Annotated in this window: 20 protein-coding genes and 5 tRNA genes; 11 read left to right on the top strand and 14 right to left on the bottom strand. The window is 59.3% G+C overall.

The features are described 5' to 3' along the window. Positions 1-31: 31 nt before the first annotated feature. Positions 32-583 carry a nucleotidyl transferase family protein gene (locus Mal65_RS06065; RefSeq protein ID WP_145294841.1) on the top strand — a complete coding sequence of 184 codons (552 nt, stop codon included), beginning with the start codon at positions 32-34 and terminating at the stop codon, positions 581-583. Here the strand turns inward: Mal65_RS06065 and hemG are convergent. Further along, positions 534-1,985, bottom strand: coding sequence for a protoporphyrinogen oxidase (gene hemG, locus Mal65_RS06060; protein ID WP_196784613.1), 1,452 nt, complete (start codon positions 1,983-1,985; stop codon positions 534-536). The genes Mal65_RS06065 and hemG overlap by 50 nt on opposite strands. Then, positions 1,982-3,292: a hypothetical protein gene (locus tag Mal65_RS06055; protein ID WP_145294838.1), complete on the bottom strand. Its 1,311-nt coding sequence runs from the start codon at positions 3,290-3,292 to the stop codon at positions 1,982-1,984. The genes hemG and Mal65_RS06055 overlap by 4 nt, the downstream gene beginning before the upstream one ends. Before the next feature lie 509 nt (positions 3,293-3,801). Between Mal65_RS06055 and Mal65_RS06050 the strand changes: the two genes are divergently transcribed. The 3 genes from Mal65_RS06050 (at position 3,802) to Mal65_RS06040 (ending at position 10,360) form a co-directional block, all read left to right on the top strand. Next, on the top strand, positions 3,802-5,100 hold the full coding sequence (locus tag Mal65_RS06050) for a glucose-1-phosphate adenylyltransferase (RefSeq protein WP_145294836.1): 1,299 nt from the start codon (positions 3,802-3,804) through the stop codon (positions 5,098-5,100). A gap of 109 nt (positions 5,101-5,209) precedes the next feature. After that, positions 5,210-6,316, top strand: a complete 1,107-nt coding sequence (locus tag Mal65_RS06045) for a Gfo/Idh/MocA family protein (protein ID WP_145294833.1) — start codon at positions 5,210-5,212, stop codon at positions 6,314-6,316. A gap of 195 nt (positions 6,317-6,511) precedes the next feature. Beyond that, positions 6,512-10,360 carry a serine/threonine-protein kinase gene (locus Mal65_RS06040; RefSeq protein WP_145294830.1) on the top strand — a complete coding sequence of 1,283 codons (3,849 nt, stop codon included), beginning with the start codon at positions 6,512-6,514 and terminating at the stop codon, positions 10,358-10,360. A gap of 264 nt (positions 10,361-10,624) precedes the next feature. Here Mal65_RS06040 and rplK read toward each other — a convergent pair whose 3' ends face one another. The 10 genes from rplK to Mal65_RS05990 all read right to left on the bottom strand — a co-directional run bounded on the left by rplK (position 10,625) and on the right by Mal65_RS05990 (position 16,314). Next, positions 10,625-11,050, bottom strand: coding sequence for a 50S ribosomal protein L11 (gene rplK, locus Mal65_RS06035; protein ID WP_145294827.1), 426 nt, complete (start codon positions 11,048-11,050; stop codon positions 10,625-10,627). Positions 11,051-11,190: 140 nt separating this feature from the next. Further along, on the bottom strand, positions 11,191-11,961 hold the full coding sequence (gene nusG / locus Mal65_RS06030; protein WP_145294825.1) for a transcription termination/antitermination protein NusG: 771 nt from the start codon (positions 11,959-11,961) through the stop codon (positions 11,191-11,193). A 75-nt stretch (positions 11,962-12,036) separates the two neighbouring features. Next, positions 12,037-12,480 (bottom strand): preprotein translocase subunit SecE, encoded by a 444-nt coding sequence (gene secE / locus Mal65_RS06025; RefSeq protein WP_145294822.1) that lies wholly within the window; start codon positions 12,478-12,480, stop codon positions 12,037-12,039. A gap of 404 nt (positions 12,481-12,884) precedes the next feature. Then, positions 12,885-12,958: transfer RNA gene (locus Mal65_RS06020), tRNA-Trp, on the bottom strand. Positions 12,959-13,184: 226 nt separating this feature from the next. Beyond that, a complete protein-coding gene (gene tuf / locus Mal65_RS06015; RefSeq protein WP_145294820.1) occupies positions 13,185-14,381 on the bottom strand; it encodes an elongation factor Tu in 1,197 nt (398 codons plus the stop codon). Positions 14,382-14,631: 250 nt separating this feature from the next. Then, positions 14,632-14,703 (bottom strand) — tRNA-Thr (locus tag Mal65_RS06010). A gap of 139 nt (positions 14,704-14,842) precedes the next feature. Beyond that, positions 14,843-14,913, bottom strand: a tRNA-Gly gene (locus tag Mal65_RS06005). A 117-nt stretch (positions 14,914-15,030) separates the two neighbouring features. Beyond that, positions 15,031-15,112, bottom strand: a tRNA-Tyr gene (locus Mal65_RS06000). Between the two features lie 180 nt (positions 15,113-15,292). Then, positions 15,293-15,365, bottom strand: a tRNA-Thr gene (locus Mal65_RS05995). A gap of 109 nt (positions 15,366-15,474) precedes the next feature. Continuing rightward, positions 15,475-16,314, bottom strand: a complete 840-nt coding sequence (locus Mal65_RS05990) for an MBL fold metallo-hydrolase (RefSeq protein ID WP_145294817.1) — start codon at positions 16,312-16,314, stop codon at positions 15,475-15,477. Positions 16,315-16,625: 311 nt separating this feature from the next. Here Mal65_RS05990 and accD point away from each other — a divergent pair, with 311 nt between their 5' ends. The 5 genes from accD (at position 16,626) to Mal65_RS05965 (ending at position 21,409) form a co-directional block, all read left to right on the top strand. Next, complete coding sequence (gene accD / locus Mal65_RS05985; protein WP_196784612.1) at positions 16,626-17,432, top strand: acetyl-CoA carboxylase, carboxyltransferase subunit beta; 807 nt, start codon at positions 16,626-16,628, stop codon at positions 17,430-17,432. A gap of 51 nt (positions 17,433-17,483) precedes the next feature. After that, on the top strand, positions 17,484-18,365 hold the full coding sequence (locus Mal65_RS05980; RefSeq protein ID WP_145294814.1) for a serine/threonine protein kinase: 882 nt from the start codon (positions 17,484-17,486) through the stop codon (positions 18,363-18,365). Positions 18,366-18,526: 161 nt separating this feature from the next. Continuing rightward, positions 18,527-19,603 (top strand): hypothetical protein, encoded by a 1,077-nt coding sequence (locus Mal65_RS05975; protein WP_145294811.1) that lies wholly within the window; start codon positions 18,527-18,529, stop codon positions 19,601-19,603. Positions 19,604-20,382: 779 nt separating this feature from the next. Next, positions 20,383-21,219, top strand: coding sequence for a hypothetical protein (locus tag Mal65_RS05970; RefSeq protein WP_145294809.1), 837 nt, complete (start codon positions 20,383-20,385; stop codon positions 21,217-21,219). Further along, positions 21,197-21,409, top strand: coding sequence for a hypothetical protein (locus Mal65_RS05965; protein WP_145294806.1), 213 nt, complete (start codon positions 21,197-21,199; stop codon positions 21,407-21,409). The genes Mal65_RS05970 and Mal65_RS05965 overlap by 23 nt, the downstream gene beginning before the upstream one ends. 197 nt (positions 21,410-21,606) lie before the next feature. Here the strand turns inward: Mal65_RS05965 and Mal65_RS26370 are convergent, their stop codons facing one another. Both Mal65_RS26370 and Mal65_RS05960 read right to left on the bottom strand, forming a co-directional pair. After that, a complete protein-coding gene (locus tag Mal65_RS26370) occupies positions 21,607-21,777 on the bottom strand; it encodes a hypothetical protein (RefSeq protein WP_165701098.1) in 171 nt (56 codons plus the stop codon). A gap of 89 nt (positions 21,778-21,866) precedes the next feature. Next, entirely contained in the window at positions 21,867-23,552 is a 1,686-nt protein-coding gene (locus tag Mal65_RS05960; RefSeq protein ID WP_196784611.1) for an ABC transporter permease, read from the bottom strand. Between the two features lie 178 nt (positions 23,553-23,730). On the opposite strand from Mal65_RS05960, the gene Mal65_RS05955 reads away from it, so the two are divergent. Continuing rightward, positions 23,731-24,480: a sugar phosphate isomerase/epimerase family protein gene (locus Mal65_RS05955; protein WP_145294804.1), complete on the top strand. Its 750-nt coding sequence runs from the start codon at positions 23,731-23,733 to the stop codon at positions 24,478-24,480. A 5-nt stretch (positions 24,481-24,485) separates the two neighbouring features. After that, on the top strand, positions 24,486-25,337 hold the full coding sequence (locus tag Mal65_RS05950) for an NUDIX hydrolase (RefSeq protein ID WP_145294802.1): 852 nt from the start codon (positions 24,486-24,488) through the stop codon (positions 25,335-25,337). Positions 25,338-25,482 lie beyond the last annotated feature (145 nt).

Here is a 25,482-nt window from a genome sequence, read left to right as displayed (position 1 = left end):
TCGACAGGCGACGACCGAAAGGTGCCGTTCCATGCTGATCCAAGGTCAATACCAAAGCGGATCGTTGGTATTTCCAGGCAGCTTCAATCCCATCCACGACGGCCACTTGGCGATGGCTGACGTGGCGTCACGCAAGTACGCCACGAAGGTTCAGCCGGAAATCTCCATTGCCAATGTGGACAAGCCAGACATTGACGATGCGGATCTGCAGCGCCGCCTGGCTCGGGTGCAACGAATCGGAACACCGCTGGTCACCCGGGCGGCACGTTTTTTTGAAAAGGCCGCGTGTTTTCCTGGGTGCCGTTTCCTGATCGGCGCCGATACGGCACTACGGCTGAATGATCCGGCCTATGCCAATCATTGTCCCCGCCAACGCGACCAGTGCATTGCGAAGATCCGACAACATGGGTGCCAGTTTGTTGTGTTCGGACGGTTGATCGGACACACGTTTCAAGACGCGACAACGTTACCGCTGTGCCAAAACCTATTGGCCATCTGTGATTTGGTTCCCGAATCCGATTTTCGCATCGACATCAGCAGCACGCAGTTGCGGTCGATGCGGCCTGATCAATCACCGCCTTAGCGACTTGCCCAGCCTGTCCGATCAGCGGTGCAATGCCGACGCCACGCAGTGCGTTACTGCATAAGTGCAGTCCGGGGATCCTGGCAATATCGGCATCGATCGTGGCGACTCGGTCCAGATGCCCGATTTCGTATTGCGGCATCGCTTTGTTCCAGCGAACAACTGTTTGATGCACCGGAGCCCCCGACAATCCAACCAGATCTCTGAGTTCGTCAGTGGCCAGTTGAACCAAGTCGGCGTCATCACGCTGCAGCAAATCACTTTGCAGCATGCCGCCGACAAAAACGCGAACGATCACATGATCGGGCGGACACCGACCGGCAAACTTTTCGCTGGCAAAACTGACGGCCAGGATGCGTCGATTCTCGATCGCCGGGACGACCAGACCAAAGGTGGGTGGCAACCCCGGCATGTCTTCACGGCGCACCACCATGACGACGATTCCCGCGGACGCCGAAATGATCGACGCTAGTTGATCCGACGCGGCGGGCGCCAAATCGGCGATCAGATTCGCCGTGCGTGATGCCGGCGTCGCGACGACGACTTGGTCAAAGCTTTGCACCGAAGCATCAGCCAATGCCAAATCAAAACCGCCCCGTTCATTGCGGCCAATGCGATTGACCGCGGCGTTGGTACGGACCGACGTGGGTGGCAATGATTCGGCCAACAAGTCGATCAAGCCTTGCATGCCGAAGCGAAATGCGCGGAATTTTTCATAGCGTGCACCACTGCTGGTGGCCTCAACGCCATCACGTCCCCCGAACCGACGACGCAGTGTCGCGGCGGTCAACGATCCGTGTCGACGGACCATCGCGTGGATCGGGGCCATCGTCGCACGCATGCTCAACCGTTCCACGTCGGCGGTGTAGATACCGGCGACCAACGGCTGAACGATCCGCTGTAACAATTCGTCCCCGAATCGTCGGCGGACGAATGACGCCACGCTTTCATCATCCTCCGAATCTGGTTCACCAATGCAGGGCTCGGCCAATAGACGCAGCTTGCCCTGTGGCGAAAGCAATGGCGTGGTGACCATGGAACGCAAGCGTGTGGGCCGCATCAGCACAAAGCCCTCGGGAATGCTGCGCAGACGTCCTTGGTGGACAATCATCGCGCCGCGACCGGCCGATTTCGGATGGATCAGGCGATCGGACGCGTCCAAACGGTCGATCAGATCCAGCGCCGACGAGGGCTCGGTCGCCAACATATCGGCACCGCGATCCAAGTGGATCGTCCCCAGATCGGGATGTTCCAACGTGGACGTGCCAATGACACCGCCCAGACGATCGGCACTTTCAAAAAGACAGACTTCGATCTCCGGTGCATCCAGCCGCAACCACGCCGAGGTTGCCAAGCCGGCCAAGCCGCCGCCGATGACCGCAATTCGGGTTTGACGAATCACCGACCGTATTCATCCCCATACTCGTCGCCATACATCTCTTCTTCCTCGCCGTACCCGTAATCTTCTTCGCCATAGCCGTAGCCGTTGTTTTGGCGACCGCCCAGATCGATGCCCAAATCTTTGGGGATCATTTTGCCCAGCGTTTCCGCCCCGGCGATCAGAGATTCCATGGCCACATGGAACTCCTTGGCCGTGCCGGCATCGCGCAGCGGTTGCAGGAACGGCCCGGCGACTCCGCTGACCATTGCCGCCACGCCGCCGCCACCGACGCTGCCGTCGTCGGTTTCGTCCAGCTTTGCCTGCCATTGTTCGACTTGTTTGTCCCAGTCTTTGGCCAAACTGGACGGCAACCAGAAACCGTCGACCTTTTCCAAGTCGAACTGAACCTTTTGCTTTTCGCTGATGACTTGGGTGACCGTGACCTTGCCATCCTTGCCTTCATCAAACGTCATTTCTGGTACACCGCTGGACGCCGAATCATCCATCAGCGGATGCAAATAGGCGGCCATGGCTGTGTCGTAATCCGCCAACCACTTTCCGAAAGGTTGGGTTTTCAAGTCTTCCAGCTTCAGCGTTTGCGGGTCGAAACCGGACCGCATCATATTGGCGGCAGCCAAGGTCATTTCACGAAGCTGTGCCGTGGTTTCCGCCGAAACACTTTCAAAGCGTGGGTGCGAAAACAACCAGTTCTGGCGGGTCACGACCGTGTCACCCACTTGATGAATCGTGGACGTGACCGCATCGAAAGCCGACGGGTCCAGTTTTCTAGCGGCCTGGGCAATGATCTTTTCCAGATCTTTGCGATACAGCGGCGGCAACGATTCGAACAGGACGCGGACGTGACCGGCCTGCAGTTGCGCGACCATGTGGTTGAACGCTTCTTCGGCAGAAACATTGCGTAGCGGAGGTTGATACGCCGGCGCCGGTTCGGGCTCGGGCAGCGGGTCGGGAGCCGGGGCCGCGGCGATTTCCGCCTGCTGTTGCAGCTGCTGGACCGAAGCATCGCGGTTCTGATCCAGTTCGGCCGCCAAGTCGTCCGCTTGGATACGGCTGTCCGACCGCAGGTCTTCCATTTTGACGGTGACGCGTCGACCGCCACTGGTTTCCAGCACCACGTTGTCGCCCCAACGTCCGATCATCCGGGCTTCGATGGAACTGGTGCCTTCCAGATTGGTCCAGGTTTCCGCCGACAATGGGCTGGCCATCACGACGGCCAAAGTGACCGACATCAAGGATCGACGGGCCAAGTGACCGATCGGTTGGCGGGTTTTGCAAACGGCGCGGAAGCCGATTTTTGTGGTCTTCATGTCCGGACCATCAGAAAAGTGATGCGGGGCAAACTGGCGAACAAAAACGTCGGCGATGGGGATCGCGGCGTCGCCCCCAGTTTAAGTCGCGACGTGATCGCTTGTCAGGGATTGTCGGGACTTCTTTGACGATCGTGTTACCCGAACCTATCGGACGGGGAATCACCTCGGAGGGTCGCCCGGGACATCGAATCACGGCAAAACAGACGGGGAAGATTGACGAAAATTCCAGATAGACGATCCCTTACCGGGCGGATCGACGCGGCGGCGCGATGACGCGTTGTCGCAAACCTTTCTGGTCACGGGCCGATGCAGTACAAACCAATCTTTCGCGCCCCTTCGCCGGCTGCCCGACGTTCGTGGTCAAACTGACACGACAAACGTGTCAGCAAATCCCACCGCCCCAGCCGCCGATGTTAAAACGGTCGCATCCCATATCGATCGCCAAACGCCCGCGAGTCCCGACGTCGGGGCCGGCATCCATCCAGCGTTAGAACCACGAGAACAGCATGTCCAGCGAACATATCGACCTGAGCAATACGATCGCATTGATTTTGGGTGGAGGCCGTGGGACGCGTTTGTTCCCGCTAACCAAAATTCGTGCCAAACCGGCCGTGCCGTTGGCCGCAAAGTATCGCCTGATCGATATCCCAATCAGCAACTGTATCAACAGCGGTCTGAATCGCGCCTATGTGTTGACCCAGTTCTTGTCGGAAAGTTTGCACCGGCACCTGCGGCAAACCTACACGTTCGACATTTTCAGCGGTGGTTTTGTCGAACTCTTGGCCGCTCAACAAACCGTCAGCGAAGGCACCGATTGGTACCAGGGCACCGCCGATGCGGTGCGCAAGAACTTGGTGCACCTGCGAGAAAGCTGGATCGAACACATTTTGATTCTGTCCGGCGACCAACTGTATCGCATGGACTTTCGCGACATGATGAAGACGCACATCGACAGCGGCGCCGATGCGACGATCGCCGCCATTCCGGTGGACCGCAAGGATGCGTCGGCCCTGGGCATCATGCAGGTTGATGACAGCGGACGAGTCCGTGGCTTTGTCGAAAAACCCCAAACCGACGAAGAACTGGCCAAAGTCAAAATGGATCCGGCTTGGATCGAAGCACGCGGGATCCCCGCCCAAGGTCGCGAATGTCTGGCCAGCATGGGCCTGTACATCTTCAACAAATCGGTGATGGTCGACCTGCTGGAAAGCAGCACCCACGAGGATTTCGGTAAAGAAGTTTTCCCCGCCGCATTGGATTCGCACAAAGTTAACGTGCACCTGTTCGATGGATACTGGGAAGACATCGGAACGATCCGCGCGTTTTACGAAGCTAACCTGAGCCTGGCCGGAAAGAACCCGCCCTTCGACTTGCGGGACCGAAACGCACCGATCTACAGTCGGCCACGATTCTTGCCGCCGACGATCATGGGCGATGCAAAAATCAACAACAGCTTGATCGCCGACGGATGCCACATCGGCGACAACGTGACGATCGAAAACAGCGTGATCGGCTTGCGGACCGTCGTCGGCGATAACGTGACCATCCGCGACAGCGTGGTGATGGGGGCGGATTTCATCGAACGCCGACAGGGGCCGCGCGACGGCAAACTGCCCGTCGGTATCGGCGCCAACAGTCAAATCAGTGGCGCGATCTTGGACAAGAACTGTCGGATCGGGGAAAACGTCGTGATCGAAAACGCCAGCAAGGTCGACTATCACGGCGAGGATGACGCCTTCCAAGTCCGTGACGGCATCTCCATCGTCATCAAAGATGCCCAGATCGAATCAGGGTTTCGGTTCTAAAAAATCCAACGCCGCATGACCTCGCCGTTCGCGTGCCTTCTTCCCGGAGGGCACGCGATGATCTTTCACCACCGAACCTGTTTCCTTCCAATTCGTGAAATTGTCATCCATGAGTTCCCAACCGTGTCGCTGGGGTTTTCTGGGCGCCGCCGCCATCGCAAGAAAGAACTGGAAAGCCATCCGACTTAGCGGCAACGGCGTCATCACTGCGGTTGCCAGCCGGAGCGTCCAAAGGGCGGCCGATTTCATTGCCCAGTGCGAAGCCGAAGTGCCGCAAAGTGTCACGGCCGAAGCGGTCGAAGGTTACGACGCGCTGCTGCAACGCGACGACATTGACGCGGTCTATGTCCCGCTGCCCACCGGTATCCGCAAGCCGTGGGTCTTGAAAGCCGCCGCGGCGGGCAAGCACGTCTTGTGCGAAAAACCGGTCGCGGTCCATGGCGATGACGTCGCCGAAATGATCCAAGCTTGCCAAGACGCGGGCGTGCAATTCATGGACGGCGTGATGTTTGATCACAGCACGCGGTTGGCCGGGATTGAAGATTCACTGCGCCCCGGTGGCCCGGTCGGCAACGTGCGCCGTATTCAAACCCATTTTTCCTTCAACGGCGGTGACGATTTTGTGGGCGCCAACATTCGCGCCGACGCCGAACTGGAACCGCACGGCTGCTTGGGTGATCTGGGCTGGTACTGCATCCGGTTCACGCTGTTCGTCACCGGTGGCCGGATGCCCGAATCGGTTTCGGCCCGTACGTTGACGCCGATCGGCCAGGGCAACGCCAAGGTACCGGGCGAATTTTCCGCCGAGATGCGTTTCGACGATCAAACCAGCGCCGCGTTTTACTGTTCATTCTTGACGGCGAACCAACAAACGGCCCTGGTCAGCGGCGATCGCGGCTATGTGGCGGTGGACGATTTTGTGTTGCCCTTTTACGACGGCTCGCTGCATTGGACCGAAAACCGGCACGACCTGCAGGTGGACAATTGCCGTTGGAATTTCCGTCGCGTCAGCGACGGACGACGTGTTGACGAGTTCGCCGGCGGCGAACCGGACGCACAAGAAGTTCGGATGGTTCGACATCTGGGCGATATCGCCCTGTCAGGTCAACTAGAATCACACTGGCCTGAGATCAGTTTAAAGACGCAACGAGTCCTGGATGCCTGTCGGCGAAGTGCGGCGGAACAGGGTGCGGTTGTGTGCATCGAGAGTTCTTGAAATCGCCATTTTGGCCGTTTCCTAAGGCTCTGGACGGTTTTAGACTGTTCCCACCCCCCCCACGTCGGCGACATCGGATGGTCCGCCGACGCCCGGTGACCATCCTAGAATCGTGGTGGCTCTCCTCGGGCATGGGGGACCGCAGCGCAACAGCCCGAACCGTTTCGTCACGATCGCCCACTGGAATGTGCCCCCATGGCGGGACCGAGCCAGTCCGACTTTTTGCCGCCACAGTCATCCGAAACGGTGACCCGGGGCCAATTGCGCAAGGACACTCGTCGTTCATCGCCATTGGACCGTCATCAACCGCCGCCGTGGAAGGAAGGCGACCGGCTTGGCAGTTTCATTCTGCGTGAATGCTTGGGACGCGGCAGCAGCGGTTGCGTTTATCGGGTTTCGGAAATCGGCGGTGGCGAACGGACGTTGGCCCTGAAACTGTTGTTGCCCGGCAGCCCCGAAGACCTGGTCCGTAACAAGTGCGGGTTCCGGCGGATGCAGAACATCCAGCACCCGGGGCTGGTGCGGGTCCATCGCATGCACCGCCTGGACGACTTCATCGGTTTGTCGATGCAGGAAGTCGATGGTGTGACGTTGTACCACTACGTCGACGAACTGTTGAATTTGCCGGTCGAACAGCGTTGGCAGCGGCTGCTGGAACTGACCCGCGATTACGCATCCGCACTCGCGGCGATGCACCATGTGGGACTGGTCCATCGGGACATCAAGCCGCGAAACCTGATGGTCGACAACCAGGGACGCGGCCGCATCGTTGACTACGGCTTGGTCGGTACATTCGACCCACAAGAAGACCCCAACGGATTCCGGCATTACTACGTCGGCAGCCCGAACTACATGGCACCGGAAACCTGCTGGGATCGCTACTACATGCCGGCCGGTGATGTTTTCAGTTTGGGCCTGTCGATCGTCCAGGTGGCACGCAGTATCGAATCGGCGGGACGAGACGACGAAAACGACTTGCCCCGCAGCGACAGTTCGCGGGACCAGGACGGCCAATTGATCCGGGGCGCGATTCAAAGCATGGGGACCTCCATTCCCCAGTTGTTGCGTAACGCTTGTGCCGAAATGCTGGAATTGGATCCGGCCGAACGACCCAGCGCGTTGATGATTTCACGGCTGGGCCAGCCTCCCAAAGTCAACTTGTTGGCGTTGGGACACGAGGAATTTTCGAGCCGACCGCTGGAATGCGACCAGATTCGCGCTTGGATTCGCTGCATCGCTAGCGGCGGGTCCGGGCGATTGCATATTTGTGGCGATAGCGGCATGGGTAAGTCCGCGCTGCTCGATCGCGTCTTGGAAGCCTTCCCAAAGTATGGCTGGATCCAAATTTTTCGGGCCAAGTGTTTGCCGCGCGAAGGCCAACCGCTGCAAGCGTTCGACACGATCGTCGATGAGATCGTGGGCCGTTTCATGAAATCCGATCGCGAGCCGATTCGGATGGACTTGGCCAGTACGTCGGTGCTGCACGAAGCGTTTCCGGTGCTGGCCAGCATGATCAAGCCGGACGATACGCTTGCGCCCCCGCCGCACGATTCCCAGCGTCTGAACGCAATTCAGGCCGGCGTTCGACTGACACGAGAACTATCTTCCCTAGGCCCTTTGATCCTGATCATTGACGACGTCCATCGTGCCGATCGTGACAGTCTGAATTTACTGGACGATCTGCAGGCGTCGGGTTTGGATTCGTTCGGAATCATCACGGTTTCGCGGACGCCGGATCGACTGCAGCACCGTGCCGCCGATGCCACGATCCAGCTGGAACCACTGAACGATCGGACCGCCCATCAATGGCTATGCGAAGTCAATGATCGCTGGGCGTTGGGGCTGCCGGACGACGTCATTCGACACTGGGTGTCGGTGTGCGGCGGCTGCCCGCTGGACCTTCAAATGGTCGCCGATGAATTGAAACCCGGCGGCGTGCTGTCCCCACCCGGCAACCTGTCGAGCGACTTGGGCATCGGACGCATGCGATTGTGGCGACGCCGCATCGATCAATTATCGACCGAGGCCCAGCAGGTCTTGGAATGGATCTGTGTCGCAGGCCAGGGCGTCACCTATCGCGAACTGGGCCAACTGAGCGGGCTGGGCGAAGCGGTCGACGTGGTGATTTCGGAATTGTCGCACCAGCGGTTGGTCTTGGATGACACGCAACCGACGGCCGGCAGCGACGATGACGATGAACAAGGGTCCGGCGGCGGTTCTGTCCGCGCGATCCACTGCAGCGTGGCCGAAGGCGTCATGGCCACGATGTCCGGCAAACGAAAGTTGGCGGTGCATCGCCAGTGGGCAGAACTGCTGATCGCCCGCCGTGACGCCGATTCGCTGGCCGGACGCATCGCCGGTCACCTGCTGGACGCGGAATTACCCGGCGAAGCGGTCCCGTATGCGTTGAAGGCGGCCGAAGATGCCGAGCGTCGTGTGGCGATGACCGAAGCGGCGCGGTGGCGGGAAAGGGTCTTACCCGAGCTGAGCGGGCCAGAACTTCAGCAACAACTTCGCGAAGTCGCACGCTGCTTCGACGCCGCCGATCGCCCCGCCGATTCGGGACGCTATTTCCAACAGTTGGCCGATCTGGAGGACGATTCGCCGGAAAAGACCGACCTGGAAATGATCGCGCTGGTCCAGTTCGTCCGCAGCGGTCAGCTGGGACGATTTCGACAACGATTGGCCGACCTGAGCCGTTGCACCGGATTGCCCGCCCCCAAGTCGCCCTGGAAATCCAAGCTGGCGGCCTTGTACCGAGCCGCTCGCCTTAGCCTGAGCGGTTTTCAATTCGGTGACCTGCCGCCCCAGGACGCTGCGGCCCCGTCCACCGATGGCCCCGATGAAAGGTCACCGGATCAACGGCCACAGGATGCCACGGGGAACAAGCCGGACACCGAAGACCTACGCTTACGTTGTTCCGTCGAACTCACCCGCCCGCTTTCCATGCTGGACAACGGCTTGGCGACGGAACTGGGCCTGGCGGCGACCGAGGTGGCGTACCGATCGGGCAGCGAAGCCCAGCGGTTGCACATGGCCGTGGGATCCGCCGTTTTTGGTTCCTATCAGCCGGGCCGAATGCGAGCCCGCAGCCGTCAACTGCTGGAAGAAATCCGCCCGCGTTTCGAAGCCTGTCACGACGAAAAATTGTGGGGCGACTTCCATAGCGCCTGGGGATATCACCATTTGCTGCAGTGTGACTGGGCGTCCGCAATCGGCCCGATGCAGCAATCCGCGATCCACTACGAACGATCGGGACAGCGGTGTGGATTCGAACTATTTCATACCAAGTGGGGCATCATCTGGTCGCTGTTGAAGACCGGCGATGTGGAAGCCATGCGGGCGCTGGCCTATCAGATGCGTGACGACGCCAACCGTCGAAATGACCGGTTCGGATGGCTGGTGTCCACCGGTGGGCTTTCACTGGCGGCTTGGCTGGCCGACGACGACATGAACGGCGTTTCGGAAATCCAAAAACTGACCCGTCGATCCATTCATGAACTGGGTCCACAGTGGATCGACGCGTTCGATAGGATCAGCGCGATAGCACGCGACAGCTATCTAGGATTGTGGGATCGTGTCGCCCAGTGTGATTCCGGACCCCAAAATCGCTGGATCCGGCGTCTGGCCAAACGCTTTGAATTGCTGTCGGTCCTGCAGGATGAATTTGTCCTGCGAGGCCTGTTCGAATCCTGGAAGGATCGGAGGGATGACGACGGCCCATCCGCCGGCCAAACCAAGTTGGTCGAACGAAAACTGTCACGCCGCTTGGCAAAGATGGGCCGCCAGCCGTCGGGCTACGCCGGCATGGTGTCGGATCTGTTCCGCGGCAAACTTGCCGCGTGCAGCCAACAACCCAATGCGATCGATATCCTGTCGACTGCGGCCGACCATGCGGATCAATTGAACCTGCTGCCCTATCGCTTGGTGGCCGAGGACTGGATCCGCTTCTGCCACCACAACCAAAAGGGCACGGCACTGGTCAAGCACCTTCGAGACCAAGGCGTCGTTCGCCCGGAAAATTTCAGCCGTCTGTTTGATTGACGGCCGGGCATCGACAGAATTCCGCGGGTGTGGCGCAGCAAAACGCCCGCGCGACCGGTCATCACGCGGGCCTATGTTGGTTTGCTTTGCAGGCAAACGTTGATCGATGTCCCTGGTTTCAATGATCCTGGTTTCAATGCCACCAGATTCAACGGGCTCGCCCCGTCAACACGTGGTGTTGTCCGTGCGGAACGTGACGCAACCGGTGTGCATCATCAGCGCGAAGCCATCAGCACGGGGCCGCTTGGACGCCCCGGCCGATCATCAGCCTTCGACTTCGATGCCCATGCTGCGGGCGGTGCCTTCGATCATCCGTGCGGCATGATCAACGCTGCGTGCGTTCAAGTCGGCCATCTTCTTGGTGGCGATCTCTTCGCACTGAGCACGGGTCACCTTGGCGACCTTGTCCTTATTGGGGACGCCACTGCCCTTGGCGATTCCAGCGGCCTGCTTCAGCAGCGATGCGGCCGGCGGGCTTTTGGTAACGAATTCAAAGCTTCGGTCGTTGTACACGGTCACGATCACGGGGATCGGGGTACCGTTATACTCTTTGGTACGATCGTTGAACTGTTGGACGAACTGTCCCAAGTTCACGCCGAACTTACCCAACGATGTACCGACGGGCGGCGCGGGGGTCGCTTGACCGCCGGGGACTTGGAACTTGGCTTGACCGGTGACTTGTTTGGCCATGTTTGGTTAGCTCTTCGCGTCGTGACTGATGATTGGCTATTTGCGAGTGTAATGGTTGTTTATCGGGGCAAGATTGCGACGATTGCCGGCGGCGGAAACGGCCGCTTCGCACGGGTCATCCCGCGACTTGCCTCAGCTGCTTACAGCGGTTCGACCTGCCAGTGATCCAGTTCCATCGGAACACTGCGTCCGAAAATATTGATGATCACGGTGACGCGACCGTTGGCTTCGTCCACGCCATCGACATCGCCTTCTTGATTCTCGAAGTTGCCTTCCTTGACGCGAACTCGGTCGCCGACCTTGAAGGGAATCGACGTCTTGATGGTCGGTTCTTCTTCGTCTTCCTCGGCCGTACGGTTGATGAATCGTTCAACGTCTTCCGGCTCCATCGGCATCGGCTTGCCGGCGGCGCCGGTGAAATCGCTGATACCGGCGGTCTCACGCACCAAGAACCACGTGTCATCGTTGATGATCATGTGGGCCATGACGTAGCCGGGCAGAAGCTTTCGTTTGGTAATTCGGCGTTTGCCATCGCGGGTGAACGTGGCCACGTCTTCGGTGGGTACGACGATGTCGCCAAAGAACTCTTCCATCCCTTCCATCTTGACGCGTTTTCGCAGCGCGTCGGCAATCGAATCTTCGCGATTGAACGCGACTTTCAAGATGTACCAATCCATCAACGGTTGGACATCACCGATCGGGGATTCGATCTTCTTTTCGGCTTCGGATTTTTGCGGGGGTGGTGCGGCCGGCGGCAATTCGGGCGCGGCAGGTTCCGGCGTTGCGGCATCGGCGACCGGAGCATCAGCCTCCGGCGTCGCCTGGTCCGCGCCGTCGTCTTCGACGCGATCGACCAGATCATTCAGGTCGCGAGGTTGGTCGTCGGACGATTCGTTTGGGGGGACAGACATGCCGGAATAGATTACAGACGGAATTTGATTTCAGAAGACCTGGGTGGGCCCGGGATTGCAAAAGCCCGGTAATTATCAGCTGGTCACGCCCAGAACGTTAAAGAACCACTGCCAAAGCACGTCGAACAAGAACAACGTGGTGGCCAGGAAAAAGATCGTAAAGATGACCACGATCGACGCGCGGATCAGTTCGTCCTTGCTGGGCCAACTGACCTTGTTCATCTCCGCTTCGACGGCGATCAAAAAGTCAGCGAAACGGGGCCAGTTCACCAGGCGAAAACCGAACCACAGGCCGGCAACCAAAACCACCCCCGGGACAACGGTGGGCCAGTAAGACCCGGCCGTCATCATCGACTTCATCGTCGAATTCAATTGCCAGGCTCCCAGCCCGACGATCACCCAGATCGCCAGCGCGGTCGCTTGGCGGACGATCCGTCCTTGCGTGGGCTTGTAAACCGACGCCTGGAACAGTTCGCTGATCAGAGGACTGTTATTGGCTTGGGCGATATCGCGGGACATGCATCCGCTCCCTGGGAAAGCCGTTGCGTAGTGATGTGGCGATGGTGGGTCCGAATCGCCGGACGCGTCCTTGCTGACGACCAAAATCCTTGCTGACGACGAAAATGTTTCGACTTGGCGACGATTCTTGTGTGGCGACGAACGGTCAGGGTTTCGGCACTGGATGACACGAACCGATCGCGTCGTCCATCTTCGTAAATGTGATTGATGCTAGTGGTGGGCTCGCATGCGGGGTGCACCGCACGAACCCTGGTCCCGCATACCGCACGGACGAAAACCGGACCGGAACCATAACCGGACCGACCTTCGCATCGACGGGCTGCAAAAAACGCAGACCGCCAAGTCGGGCGACGGGTGGGCACCGAACGTCTGGAACCGAGGGAACAGACGCCGGCACGTATTAGCAGGGGCGGAGGGACTCGAACTCTCAACCGCTGGTTTTGGAAACCAGTGCTCTAACCAATTGAGCTACACCCCTGGGTGAATCCGATGGAATGCCAGCATTCCGCAGCAGATTCGATCGGCCGGTGGGCCGTTTGTTGGCGACGGTGCGTCCATTACTGGACCAACGCCCGCGTGCAATGCCAGGATTGCGGATCGCAAAAACCTTGAACGCCCATCGGATGTCGGGCGTCCAAGGTTAACCGTTGGATCAAGATTTCGGAAGCGCTACCGGGATCGGCCTTGTCTTCCGACGCCCCGATCTACTCGACGATCTTGGTCACGACACCACTACCGACGGTACGGCCGCCTTCGCGAATCGCGAAGCGTACACCGTCGTCCATGGCGATCGGCTTGTGCAATTCGACGGTGACCTTGACGTTGTCACCGGGCATGCACATTTCGGCGTCGACCAAGTTGGCCGTTCCGGTGACATCGGTCGTACGGAAGTAGAACTGCGGGCGGTAACCGCTGAAGAACGGGGTGTGACGTCCACCTTCGTCCTTGCTCAAGCAATAAACTTCGGCTTCGAACTTGGTGTGCGGGGTGATGCTGCCCGGCTTGGCCAAGACCTGACCACGCTGGATTTCTTCACGCTTCACACCACGCAGCAGGCACCCGACGTTGTCGCCGGCGCGGCCTTCTTCCATTTCCTTGCGGAACATTTCGACGCCGGTGCAGGTCGTCTTGGTGGGCTCTTCGGTCAGACCGATGATGCTGACTTCCTCGCCGACCTTAATTACGCCGCGTTCGATCCGGCCGGTAGCAACCGTACCACGACCTTCGATCGAGAAGACGTCTTCGATGGCCATCAGGAACGGCTTGTCTTCTTCGCGAGCCGGTTCCGGGATGAATTCATCCAGGGCGTCCATCAGTTCGCTGATGCACTTGCTGGCTTCCGGATCGTCGGGCTTGTTGTAAGCCGGCAGAGCCGAACCACGCACGACCGGGACATCGTCGCCGGGGAACTTGTACTTGGTCAGCAGTTCGCGGACTTCCAGTTCGACCAGTTCCAACAACTCTTCGTCGTCGACCAAGTCGCACTTGTTCAAGAACACCACGATGTAGGGCACGTCGACCTGACGGGCCAACAGCACGTGTTCCTTGGTTTGCGGCATCGGGCCGTCGGCGGCCGACACGACCAGGATGGCACCGTCCATTTGGGCGGCACCGGTGATCATGTTCTTGACGAAGTCGGCGTGGCCGGGGCAGTCAATGTGAGCGTAGTGACGCTTGTCGGTCTCGTATTCGACGTGAGCAACCGCGATGGTCACCGTCTTGGTCGCGTCACGAACGGTACCGCCCTTGGCGATATCCGAATAGCCTTTCGCTTCGGCCAAGCCCTTGGCGGCTTGGACGGCGAGAATGGCGCCAGTCGTCGTCGTTTTACCGTGGTCAATGTGGCCAATCGTCCCAACGTTAACGTGGGGTTTGGTCCTTTCGAATTTGTCCTTAGCCATTCTGGTTCACCTGCGATCACGATCGTTCACACCACTATCACCGCCGAGATACGCTCAGTGGTAATCCTCCCGAATGCTGTCCGTGTTCACACCCACGGGGTCGTCAGCAAACGTTCGGCCGTGCGAGACCGCTTTAATTCTGTCTATCTCTGTCGAAACGAAACAAAACGTACATCCGGCGACGGCGCGTCGACAGCGGCACCGGCCTATCAAAGCCAGTTCCGCCGTGACCCGGTCGGTCACCATCAAGAGCTGCTGATGGGATTTGAACCCATGACCTCATCCTTACCAAGGAGGCGCTCTACCCCTGAGCTACAGCAGCATGTTTCGGCGTTCGATGCACCGCCGCTCGCGCGACTCCGCCAACCCCCGCCCTGCAAACCGAACCGCCAAAGCAAATAACCTCGGACGTCCGGTGGGCGAATCGGCGGAACCGATCGATCGAAATACACCTGGGCCAAAGCGGGTGAAGGGAATCGAACCCTCGTATTCAGCTTGGAAGGCTGCTGCACTACCATTGTGCTACACCCGCGATTTGCAACCACAAGCCGGACAACCGGCCTGGGCCACTTGCCCCCGTCGCTGGGCATCAACCGGCATCGAAGAAATCGACACGACAGACGACGCAATCACCGACGGGCTCATTCAGTGGGGGCTGCAGGATTCGAACCTGCGTAGGCATAGCCAACGGATTTACAGTCCGTCTCCTTTAACCACTCGGACAAACCCCCGAATTGTTCAAATCGAATTGATTGTTTCTTCTCGGTTGCTACCCGTCTTAATCCGTATCTTTTCTGTTCTTGTTTCCAACGTCTTTTCTTTGGCCTACAACCAGCCAGAGCCGAATTGCACGCACGTTGCCGTGGCGCAAAGGCCGGGCCAGCGGCCACCAGCGTCTGTCGTTGTTGTAGAGCCAGCGGAGGGATTCGAACCCACGACCGGCTGATTACAAATCAGCTGCTCTGCCAACTGAGCTACGCTGGCCTTGTAGAAAGGGCAGAGTGTAGCGATCCGGCCCGAGGCGACAAGACGGAATTGGCCCCTGTGACTTCAATTCCGGTTGGTTTTTTGGGCGAATATTTCGCCCCCGGTTCTAGAACGACACTTTCAGACCGTCTTGGGCGATCATCAGTTCGCCATAAAACGTTTTCCGGATTTTCTCCGAGTCCACCGGATCGACACTTTCGTCCAGCGGGTTGATGTGGGTCAGCAGCAACCGTTGCGGACGAATCAATGCGGCCAGTTCGGCAATCCGGCTGGTCCAACTGTGTCCGGTTTTCTCGGCCCACTGGCGATGCGTGTCGCGAAAATAGCATTCGTGAACCATCAGATCCGGCACCGATGCGGCTGCCCCGGAACCCGCATTGGCCGCAATACCACCCGCTGTATCGGCGTCCCCACCGAACCAGGTGATGTCCTGTGGGTCGGTCAGCCCCGACGTGTCGGTGGCATAGACCAAACGCTTGGCCTGGCAAGATGCGACGGCCGGCCAGTCCAGCCGATAGGCGACCGAACCGCCGGGATGTGGCTGGCGACGCCAAGACACCGTCGCACCGGCGGCAGAAAATTCGGGGGTGTCGTCGATCGTCACCCACTGAACATCCAAGGGAGCGGGAAAAATCAAATCCGCGAACAGATGCGTCTGGATGGCGTCCAGCTTGGCCGCTTCACCGAAAACACGCACCTGATCCACCGGCCGTCCGGCGACGGAACGACAATGCAAAACATCCAGCAAGAAAGTCAGACCGGCGATGTGGTCCAAATGGGCGTGGCTGATCAAGATGTCCAGGTGATCCGTCTCGATCAATTCAGTCAGCCGAAACAGCCCCGTGCCGGCATCCAACACCAATCCACACTGGGGCACGCAGTAACAAGACGTATGCCGGGACCGGTTGGGGTGATACCCGGCGGTCCCCAGACAGTGAAAATCCATCGGCTTATCAGTCGCCCCAGCGAAATACCTAATTTGCAACACCGCCACGACGGCCCGGCCGAACGCGACCGACCAGTCTAGCATGCCCCGGAGCCGGTTCGACCTGACGCCGGCCCGACGAGGCCTGGTCCACGGTAGTCGCTGGCCGATGCCGGGGCGAAGCCCGATTTGCAGCAGCATTTTTGAAAATGCTTTGCTAAAGTGGCTGACTTGTCGATTCCCAACGATCCGTCCGAGTGTCCATGGCCACAGCGAGTCCGAATTTGTCTTCGACGCCCCGAACGCCTGACGCGTCCGTCGATCCGCCCAGCATGCCGCGAAAACGAGGCGTCCCGGAAGGCCTTTGGCTGAAGTGCCCGGGGTGCGGAGGATCGATCTATAAAAAGGAAATCCAACAACGGCAGAACGTCTGCCCGAAATGCGAACACCACTTCTATGTGTCCGCCAGCGAACGAATCGAACAAGTGCTGGACGAAGGCACGTTCGAGCCGATGAACGACCAAGTTCGATCGGTCGACCCGCTGCAATTCGCCGATCGCCGTCCCTATGCCGACCGGCTGGTCAGCGAACAGAAACGAACCGGGCTGTCCGATGCGGTGGTCACAGGCACGGGCATGGTCCGGGCACGACGCGTCGCGTTTGCCGTGACCGACAGCGCATTCATCATGGGCAGCATGGGCAGTGCGGTCGGCGAGCGACTGGCCCGCCTGGTCGAACACGCCACTGCCCACAACCTGCCCCTGATCATCGTCAGCGGTTCCGGTGGTGGTGCTCGAATGCACGAAGGCATCCTGTCTTTGATGCAGATGGCCAAGGTCACCGCGGCCCTGGCCAAGTACGACGAAGCCGGCGGGCTGTTTATCAGCGTCCTGACAAACCCAACGATGGGCGGCGTGGCGGCCAGCTTTGCGTCGCTGGGCGATTTGGTGTTCGCCGAACCCAAAGCGTTGATCGGATTCGCCGGGCCGCGAACGATCAAGGCGACGATCGGGATCGAACTTCCTGCGGGATTTCAGACCAGCGAATTCTTGCTGGAACACGGCTACGTCGACCGTATCGTCGAACGAAAGAACCTGAAAACGGAAATCGCGCGGGCGATCGACTACTGCGGCAAGTAGGCTGGCCGCGACTGATGATCCGAATCCATTCTTGGCACCAGAATCAACGCTATGGGTCTGTTTGATTCCATCCGGAACGCTTTCGGTTCCTCTCAAAAGCACCAGGTCATCGACGTCGACACCCGTTACGAACGGATGCGGACCAGTGCCGTGGGCACGATGAGTTCCTTCTACGTCGCCAAAGACCATAAAACCGATCGCTTGGTCGGCGTCAAATTGCTGGACATCGAAAAGCACGAGCAATTCGAGGCTCGGTTCAAGGGCCTGAAGAAGCCCGGCGAAGCCGAAATCGCTCTTTCGATGCACCATCCCAAGATCGTCGAAACGTATGAAGCCGGCGTCACGCCCAAGGGGCAACCGGTGATCATCATGGAGTACATCGAGGGGCCGAGCCTGCAACAGATCATTGTCAAAAAGCAGCGACATCTGATCGCCGGCATCGAAACGACGTTAATTCGTGACATGGCCGAATCGCTGAAATACGTCCACGACCAGGGATATATTCACCGAGACATCTGTCCGCGGAATTACATCTGCTTGCCCGACATGAGCGGGCTGAAGCTGATCGATTTTGGCTTGACGGTCCCCGCAACGCCGCCCTTCATGGCACCGGGAAACCGGACGGGGACGCCGTTGTACATGTCGCCAGAAATCGTGCGGCGTCGGCCGACGGATAAGCGGGTCGACATCTTTTCGCTGGGCGTGACGTGTTACTGTCTGTGCACAATGCAGCATCCCTGGCAGGGCGAAGTCGTCACAGGCAAAGCGGCACTGCAGCACGACACGACCGAACCCACACCGATCCTGGAACGGGCCCCCGACCTGGACCCCAAGCTGGCACGTCTGATCATGCACGCCTTGCAGCCCAGCGTCGAAAAGCGGGTCCAATCGATCGACCAATTCTTGGCCACCCTCCGCACCATCGCGGCCTGAAACTCCCACGAACAATACGCGCCCCCCAACTCCTCAATAGGGGCCACCCATATTTGTTTGTCTTTTCAGAGTCTCAAAAGGGGCCACCCAGATTTATTTGTCTTTTCCGCCGATGACGGGTACGATCAGTCGGTTCGACAGCCAGAATTGGGGATGGATTGATGCCACGAAAACCACGCTATGAAGTCGCGGACCCTGCTCAGGTGCAGGTCTTTCACGCGGTACAACGCTGCGTCCGCCGGGCGTTTTTGTGCGGTGAAGACCCGCTGACTGGCCGATCCTTTGAACACCGGCGACAGTGGATCCGGGACCGCCTGGAGTTCATGGCAAGCGTCTTCGGCATCGACTGCTTGACCTATTCGGTCATGAGCAACCACTTGCACTTGGTGCTTCGAAGTCGTCCGGACGTTGTCGCTGCATGGAGCGACCAGGAAGTGGCCGGTCGGTGGTTGCGGTTGTTTCCGGCTCGCCGGCGTCCGGATGGTTCAGCCGAACCGCCGACCGAGGCAGACATCGCGGCGCTGGTGAATCATCCGGAAGTTCTGGCCGAACGTCGACGACGACTGTCGGATGTCAGCTGGTGGATGCGGTGTGTTGCCGAGTTCATCGCCAGACGTGCCAACCGCGAAGACGAATGCACGGGCAGGTTTTGGGAGGGGCGATACCGGTTGCAAAACCTGCTTGACGAAGCCAGTTTGCTAGCCTGTGCGGCCTATGTGGATTTAAATCCGGTGCGTGCAGCGATTGCCGAAACACCAGAATCAAGTCCTTACACCGGAGCGAAAGATCGCATCGATGACCTGCCGCAGCAACCGAGTCGACTGCGGCCAAGCATGCATGAGTGGGAACGAAGTCGCCGGCGTCGCCACAGTGGATGGATGAGCCCGGTAGAGATCAATGAGGCGAAGGACCCGGTTGGTCCCTGTGTCGAGAAATCGGGGCGGCGGGCGAGTTCCAAAGGCTTCTTGGGGATATCGCTGGTTCGATACCTGGAATTGCTCGACTGGACCGGTCGGCAACTTCGGTCGGACAAACTGGGGTCAATACCGAAACACTTGGCTCCGATTCTATCCCGCATCGGCGTCGACACTCGGGGGTGGTGCGATGTGGTTCGCCGCTTCGGCCGCGTCTTCAAGCGTGCGGCGGGAACGCCAGAAAGCCTCGCACGTGAAGCCGTGCGGTGCGGCCAACACTGGATGTGTGCACCGGACAACCCACTGGGACTCTGTTCCGACTAGCGGCACGGCGCCGACCGGCCGCTGCCGAGCAGCAAGCGAAATCTGAATCCGCTCGATGTTGAGAGCGAGCGGTAACACTGCGCTCCCGGTCCGCTTCCAGAGCTTCGCCTAGGCTGTTTCATTGCTTCCAAGGGAGAAAATCCGGCATCCCGGTGGACCAGCCCCTCCAGCCAACCGCCCCCCCACGCCGACCGCAGCCCCTTTCAGGCCCCCCTACCGGAAAACGCCACGCAATGGCAGCCGCAGCATGACTGTGCTTCGTGTAATTAATGGGTGGCCCTTATTAAGCTCCCTCGATGTTGAGAGCGATCGGTAACACTGCGCTCCGGGTCCGCTTCCAGAGCTTCGCCTAGGCTGTTTCATTGCTTCCAAGGGAGAAAATCCGGCATCCCGGTGGACCAGCCCTTCCAGTCAACGGCTTCTACGACACCTCCGGCCCCCCCCTTCCAAGCCTTCGAACGAAAAACCGCTGCAAACTGGTGGCAAAGCGACAAACGTGATCGACAATATTTATGGGTGGTCCTATTTGAGAAGCGGCGTAGGGAGCCGGACCGTCGGCTGGGGGATACATGCCGCGACAACTGGTCTGTTCGGCAAAAACGGCCCGCGGCCGTTTCAAGCTAGGCAAGCTTGGCTTTTCGGGTTGAATTCGTTGACACGAAAATTTCGCCGTAATTATACTCCCTGTGGATGCACGGCCCCCGCAGCAATTGCGTGGCGGGCCGCCGATCAGTCTTTTCTGCCCCCACCGCCAATTCTTTGCTCGGAACCCATTCCTCATGAATCTTCTCGGGAAGGCGCTGACGTTCGCCGTGTTTGCCTTGAGCATTGTGTTCATGGTCGTCGGGCTTGCCGTCAACGCATCACACCGCAACTGGCGCGACGTCGTGCTGGGCCCTGGCGGCTTGAAACAGCAAATCGAAACCGTTGAAACCACCAACGATCAACTTCGCGATTCGGCTCAGCGAACCCAAGCGGCTCTAGACCGCGAACGCGCCGCCCGCCGCACCGCTCTGGCTGCCTTGCAGACTCAGCTGAACCAACTGCAACAGGAATTGGTCCAAAGTGCGGCCGACGTGGAAGCCCTACGTGCGGCCAATACGGAGCTGACCCAGTTGGACCGTTCTCGTGCGGCCGACTTGGAAGCCAAGACCGAAGAAATCACTCGACTGCGGGCCGCTCTGGTCAAGGAACGCGAGGACCGCGACACCCTGTTTGCCAAATCGCTCGAGCTGACCGACTTGCTGAACCGCGCCCGCGGCACCGTTCAAAACCAAAAGCAACGCAACGATCAGCTTCGCACCCAAGTCACCCGTCTGCAGGAAGTGGTCGAAGCCAAGGGCATTGACGTCAACGCACCGCTGGACGGCGCACCGCCGGAACGAAACGGTGTCGTCTTGGTCGTCAACCGGCCTCGCAAACAAGTCGAAGTCAGCATCGGCAGCGACGATGGCCTGCGTCAGGGACACCTGCTTGACGTGACACGAAACGGTTCGTTCGTCACCCGCCTGCGTGTCGGTTACACCGAACCGGATCGTGCCGTCGCCGAAATCTTGTCTGACTACAGCAACCGAACCATCCAGGAGGGCGACCGTGTCGACACTACCTACGAATGAGCCCCCACGGAAACAGCCGCCGAACGTCTACACGGTGATGCTGATCCTAAGCACCGTCTTCATGCTGATAGCCGTCGTCGCGATGCTGATCGAAGCCGGCCGCTGGGCTCCCGATTACTGGAACACGCGGACGGCACAACCCAGCGTGATGCATATCGACGCCGACGCGGGAGCACATTTCCGCAGCTAGACGGCAAAATTTCCGCAGCTAGCCGGCAAACGCGCGAGTTAGCAAACGCACAGGTGATTCAGCCATCGGCGAAAGCCATGACGGTGAGCCGATCCCCGAATCAGCGAAACACAAAATTCCAAACAGGCGACCTTGCCCCAAGGTTGCCTGTTTTCGTTTTACAGGCACGCACAGATGCGGGCTTGCTTGGTCGTACCTCAAGACGCCCGCAACTTTTCCGCTTCGGCCTCCAGCGCGGCGATCTCTTCTTCCAACGCTTTGGTTTCTTCTGGATCATCGGCCTGCTGCTTCGAACCGGCCAATCTTGGGCGCAGTGTGCTTAGCTTCTTCTTAATGACTTCCAGTCGTTTTTTGGCTTTCTTATCCATCTCGATTCGTTTCGTGGTTGAGCCGGTTGGGAATCCGAATTCAAAACGTGGGGATCGCGTGCGACAACACGGTGGCGATGCGTCGACGATTAAAATTCCATCAACGCAACGGCAAAGTGGACGCCCAAAACCCACAAGGTCGTCCAAAGCACGGTCGCCGTGATCGCCTGGCTGACGTCAGCGGCGGACTGTTTGGATCGCAGACCTTGATAGTAGCTGATCACCGCGGTGCCCACACCGCACGCGGCGTTCTTTCCGAAAACCCAGCCCGCCCCCTTCGGCCAAAGGCCATCTTGCCCGCGAAGATTGCGGAAGAAGTGCTGGTCCCAAAAATAGGACGGGATGTCGGCATGTGTGGCGGAGAACGTCACCATGCTGATCAACCGCGCGGCAAAAAAAGCGATCCATTCCAACACAGGGGTGGCTACCAGAAAGGCCGCCAAAATTGGAACCAACAAATAAGCTTGCGGCCGAACACCCAGCGTCCGCATCGCATCGACCTGGCCGCCGTATCGCTTGACGCCCACGTCGGCGGCCACCGCGGCACCACAGCGAGCCGCCACCAAGATCGTTGCCAATACGGGAACCAAAATTCGATACAACGCGAACCCGATCGACGCCAACAATTCGTCGATCAACAACGGTTGCGTGTACAGTCGAAACGGCAGAAAGCGAAACGTGAAATAGGTCGTCGTGAACCCGGCGATCAAACCCGCGATGGCCAAATACACGCATGCCGATGGGCCGCCCACCAATCGCAAATAGTGCACAAAGAATCGCCCCGCCCATTTCCATCGCGGGAAAACTGGCAACACATCGACGGGCAATCGCAGCGCACTGATCAATGCATCGGAGCTGGCCAACAGGAACGTGTCCAGCTGTTCGATCAAACGGCGCCCCATCGACCACCCACGTGTGCCCGACAGATGTTCCGGCGTTTTTGCGTTTGCCGGGTCTGCTGCGACAGGATGCATCCACTGATGAATCTGCGACCACTGATCGCGTGGGACGGAAACCAGTTGCTTTTGCCGACTGTCCAAGAAGACGACTTCGTCCGCAATCGGTATCAGCGTTTGATAATCGTGCGTGACGACCACACTGGTCCGGTGATGAATCTGCTGAGTCTGGCGAATCAAGGACGCCACCTTCGCACCGCTGGCCGCATCCAGTCCTGATGTCGGTTCGTCGTACAGGATGACTTCTGGATCGGAGGCCAACGTCCGTGCGATGGCCAGCCGCTGTTTCTGACCACCGCTAAGTCCGGCAACGGGAACTTCCGCGGGCACCCCCAATTCCGCCAACCAACCGGCCGCGTCTTGTTCGGGTGGCCGATGACGATCGCCGCGATGGTCCATCGCAAACTGGACATTGGCCGTCGGCGACAGTTCATCGAACAACGCAAACTGTTGAAACACCACGCCCACGCGACGAAGCAGAGGTGACAGTGCGGCGCCCAGGCGGGCCGGCCCCTTCGATCCGGCATCGGTGTCAGGGTGTCCCGCAGTGCCAGCGGCGATGTCAGCCGACCAGCGCACGACGGCACCATCACGCGGCAACAAGCCGGCCAGAATCCGCAGCAACACGGATTTGCCGGCCCCACTGCCACCGACGACGACCAGCAGTTTTCCCGGCTCCAAATCTAACCGAGCGTCATCCAACAAACGGCGACCCGCCACGTCCACGCAAAGCCGTTCCAGCCGCACGGGTCCCCCGATCGACCGCACATCAGCCGAATTCGTGTCGCTGTTGGACTGGGGATCATTTTCAGACGTCATGCGGGCAGCTTACCGGATCGATCACCCACCTTGTCAGACCACCAGCCCGCGGGACGGACGCGACGACCGGTGAACCGGTGAACCTGTTTGGCAATCAGGGTTTAGCGATCGACGCCGGCGCAGTAGACTGCGCCGGTTACGCAAAACCGATTGATTTGTTGCTGAAAGGACGCCTGAATTGTTTGTCGCTGCTTCGACGGAATGTTGGCCGGCTGATGACCTGCAAACCAGCATCGAAACGCTGCAGGACCTGGATTTTAGCGCGATCGAGATCGCCATTCACGAGTCCGGCGCGCACACTCGCCCCAGCGAAATCCTGGCTGATCCGGACCGCGGAATCCAATTGCTTCGGTACACCCACCGGCTGGACATCTCCGGTTACAGCATCGAATTGGACAGCACAGGTGACCAGCACTACGACGACTTCCACGATTTGTGCCGGATCGCCAAAGCCACCAAGGTCGTCAATTTGACCGTGCCTTCGGCGGAACTGGGCACGCCTTTCAATGAAGAAGTCGAACACCTTCAGCGGCTGGTCAGCATCGCGGAAACCGAAGGCGTACGCGTCGCGGTCCGCAGCCAGCTGGGCTGTCTCAGCGAAGACCCCGACACGTTGATGGTCTTGTGCAACAACGTCGATGGCCTGGGCATCACATTGGACCCCAGCGTTTACGTTGCCGGTCCGGCCAAAGGCAAATCGCTGGACAAGATCCTGAAGTATGTGATCAACACGCACCTTCGCGACACCCGCCCCGATGCGTTCCAAGTCAGCGTGGGGCAGGGCGAAATCGACTACGGCAAATTGGTCACCCAGCTGGAACGTGAAAAATACGATCGCGCTTTGACGATCCACATGGCGCCCCAGGAAGACTTGGATCATCGCGTCGAATTGCGAAAGCTTCGTCGATTGTTGGAAACGTTGATTTAGCAACCGTGAAAATACCGGCAACCAGGCGACCGGATCGGTGGCAATTGCCGGCGACTTGGCCGCAACAACTCAGCGACCGCTTGCGACAACGCGGCGAAACGCCCGAACTGTCGCGACGCTATCGTTCGATCGCGGCCGTGCCACTTGCCTATGGTCGCCACCGTGGCCCCGCACCGCTCCGTGCTCGCCGCGCCGCGGTGCTGGTCGGCATTTACGAAGATGCGTCTGGTCAAAATGGTGTGTCGTGTGCGGAAGTCGCGCCCAGCGGATCGGCATCAAAGAAAGCCCCGGCCGGCGGTCAATCCGCGACGGATGCCCACCAACCGCGCCCATCGCTCCGCCACATGCGTGTCTTGTTGACGCGGCGGCCCAGTCTGCTGAAACATCACGGTGGGCAAATCTGCTTTCCCGGGGGTCGGGTGGAACCGGGCGAAGACACCCGCGAAGCCGCCTTGCGGGAATTCGCCGAAGAATTGGGTCGCCCCGCCGTGGTCCGCCAGTGGATCGGACGGCTGGCATGCCAGTATGTCTATGCCAGCGACAACCGGGTCACCCCCTGGGTCGCGTGGCTACGAAAAGAATCCGCCCCCTGGTGCCCCGACCCGGCCGAGGTTGATCAGGTGCTGGATTTGCCGCTGGAAACACTTCTGCGGCAGGTCGTCGCGGGAAACCTGTCACGACACACCGAAATACGATCCGTCCGTCGGGGCGAACATCGCGTTGGTCATTTGCAGTTCCGCACGCCGGCGTTTGCACACGGCGAACACAAGGTTTGGGGTGCCACAGCGATGATTCTGGACGAATTGGCTCAGCACTTGCTTACCTTGTCAGACGTTCCGGTCGGACCGGCAAATTGACAGCGGGTGTTGCCATCCTACAATTCGGCCGTCTGTGCAAGGCGTCGTCGACCGGATGTGACACGCCCCGCCCGCCGATGGATCACCGTCGATCAGTCCCTGTGAACGATTACCGCGATCCCGACCGATTCCCCGTTTAACTATC

Source organism: Crateriforma conspicua (assembly GCF_007752935.1).
GTDB lineage: Bacteria > Planctomycetota > Planctomycetia > Pirellulales > Pirellulaceae > Crateriforma > Crateriforma conspicua.
The sequence above is the reverse complement of the archived record's forward strand: the minus strand, read 5'-3'. Positions and strand labels throughout refer to the sequence as shown.

Bases quoted from the DNA above. Each gene is read 5' to 3' on its own strand.
- secE (WP_145294822.1), bottom strand. From the start codon at position 12,480: ATGTCCCGCGATATCGCCCAAGCCAATAACAGTCCTCTGATCAGCGAA.
- rplK (WP_145294827.1), bottom strand. From the start codon at position 11,050: ATGGCCAAACAAGTCACCGGTCAAGCCAAGTTCCAAGTCCCCGGCGGT.
- nusG (WP_145294825.1), bottom strand. From the start codon at position 11,961: ATGTCTGTCCCCCCAAACGAATCGTCCGACGACCAACCTCGCGACCTG.
- Mal65_RS26370 (WP_165701098.1), bottom strand. From the start codon at position 21,777: ATGGATAAGAAAGCCAAAAAACGACTGGAAGTCATTAAGAAGAAGCTA.
- Mal65_RS06055 (WP_145294838.1), bottom strand. From the start codon at position 3,292: ATGAAGACCACAAAAATCGGCTTCCGCGCCGTTTGCAAAACCCGCCAA.
- Mal65_RS06045 (WP_145294833.1), top strand. From the start codon at position 5,210: ATGAGTTCCCAACCGTGTCGCTGGGGTTTTCTGGGCGCCGCCGCCATC.
- Mal65_RS06040 (WP_145294830.1), top strand. From the start codon at position 6,512: ATGGCGGGACCGAGCCAGTCCGACTTTTTGCCGCCACAGTCATCCGAA.
- Mal65_RS05970 (WP_145294809.1), top strand. From the start codon at position 20,383: ATGAATCTTCTCGGGAAGGCGCTGACGTTCGCCGTGTTTGCCTTGAGC.
- accD (WP_196784612.1), top strand. From the start codon at position 16,626: ATGCCGCGAAAACGAGGCGTCCCGGAAGGCCTTTGGCTGAAGTGCCCG.
- Mal65_RS06065 (WP_145294841.1), top strand. From the start codon at position 32: ATGCTGATCCAAGGTCAATACCAAAGCGGATCGTTGGTATTTCCAGGC.
- Mal65_RS05960 (WP_196784611.1), bottom strand. From the start codon at position 23,552: ATGACGTCTGAAAATGATCCCCAGTCCAACAGCGACACGAATTCGGCT.
- Mal65_RS05990 (WP_145294817.1), bottom strand. From the start codon at position 16,314: ATGGATTTTCACTGTCTGGGGACCGCCGGGTATCACCCCAACCGGTCC.
- Mal65_RS05980 (WP_145294814.1), top strand. From the start codon at position 17,484: ATGGGTCTGTTTGATTCCATCCGGAACGCTTTCGGTTCCTCTCAAAAG.
- Mal65_RS06050 (WP_145294836.1), top strand. From the start codon at position 3,802: ATGTCCAGCGAACATATCGACCTGAGCAATACGATCGCATTGATTTTG.
- Mal65_RS05975 (WP_145294811.1), top strand. From the start codon at position 18,527: ATGCCACGAAAACCACGCTATGAAGTCGCGGACCCTGCTCAGGTGCAG.
- tuf (WP_145294820.1), bottom strand. From the start codon at position 14,381: ATGGCTAAGGACAAATTCGAAAGGACCAAACCCCACGTTAACGTTGGG.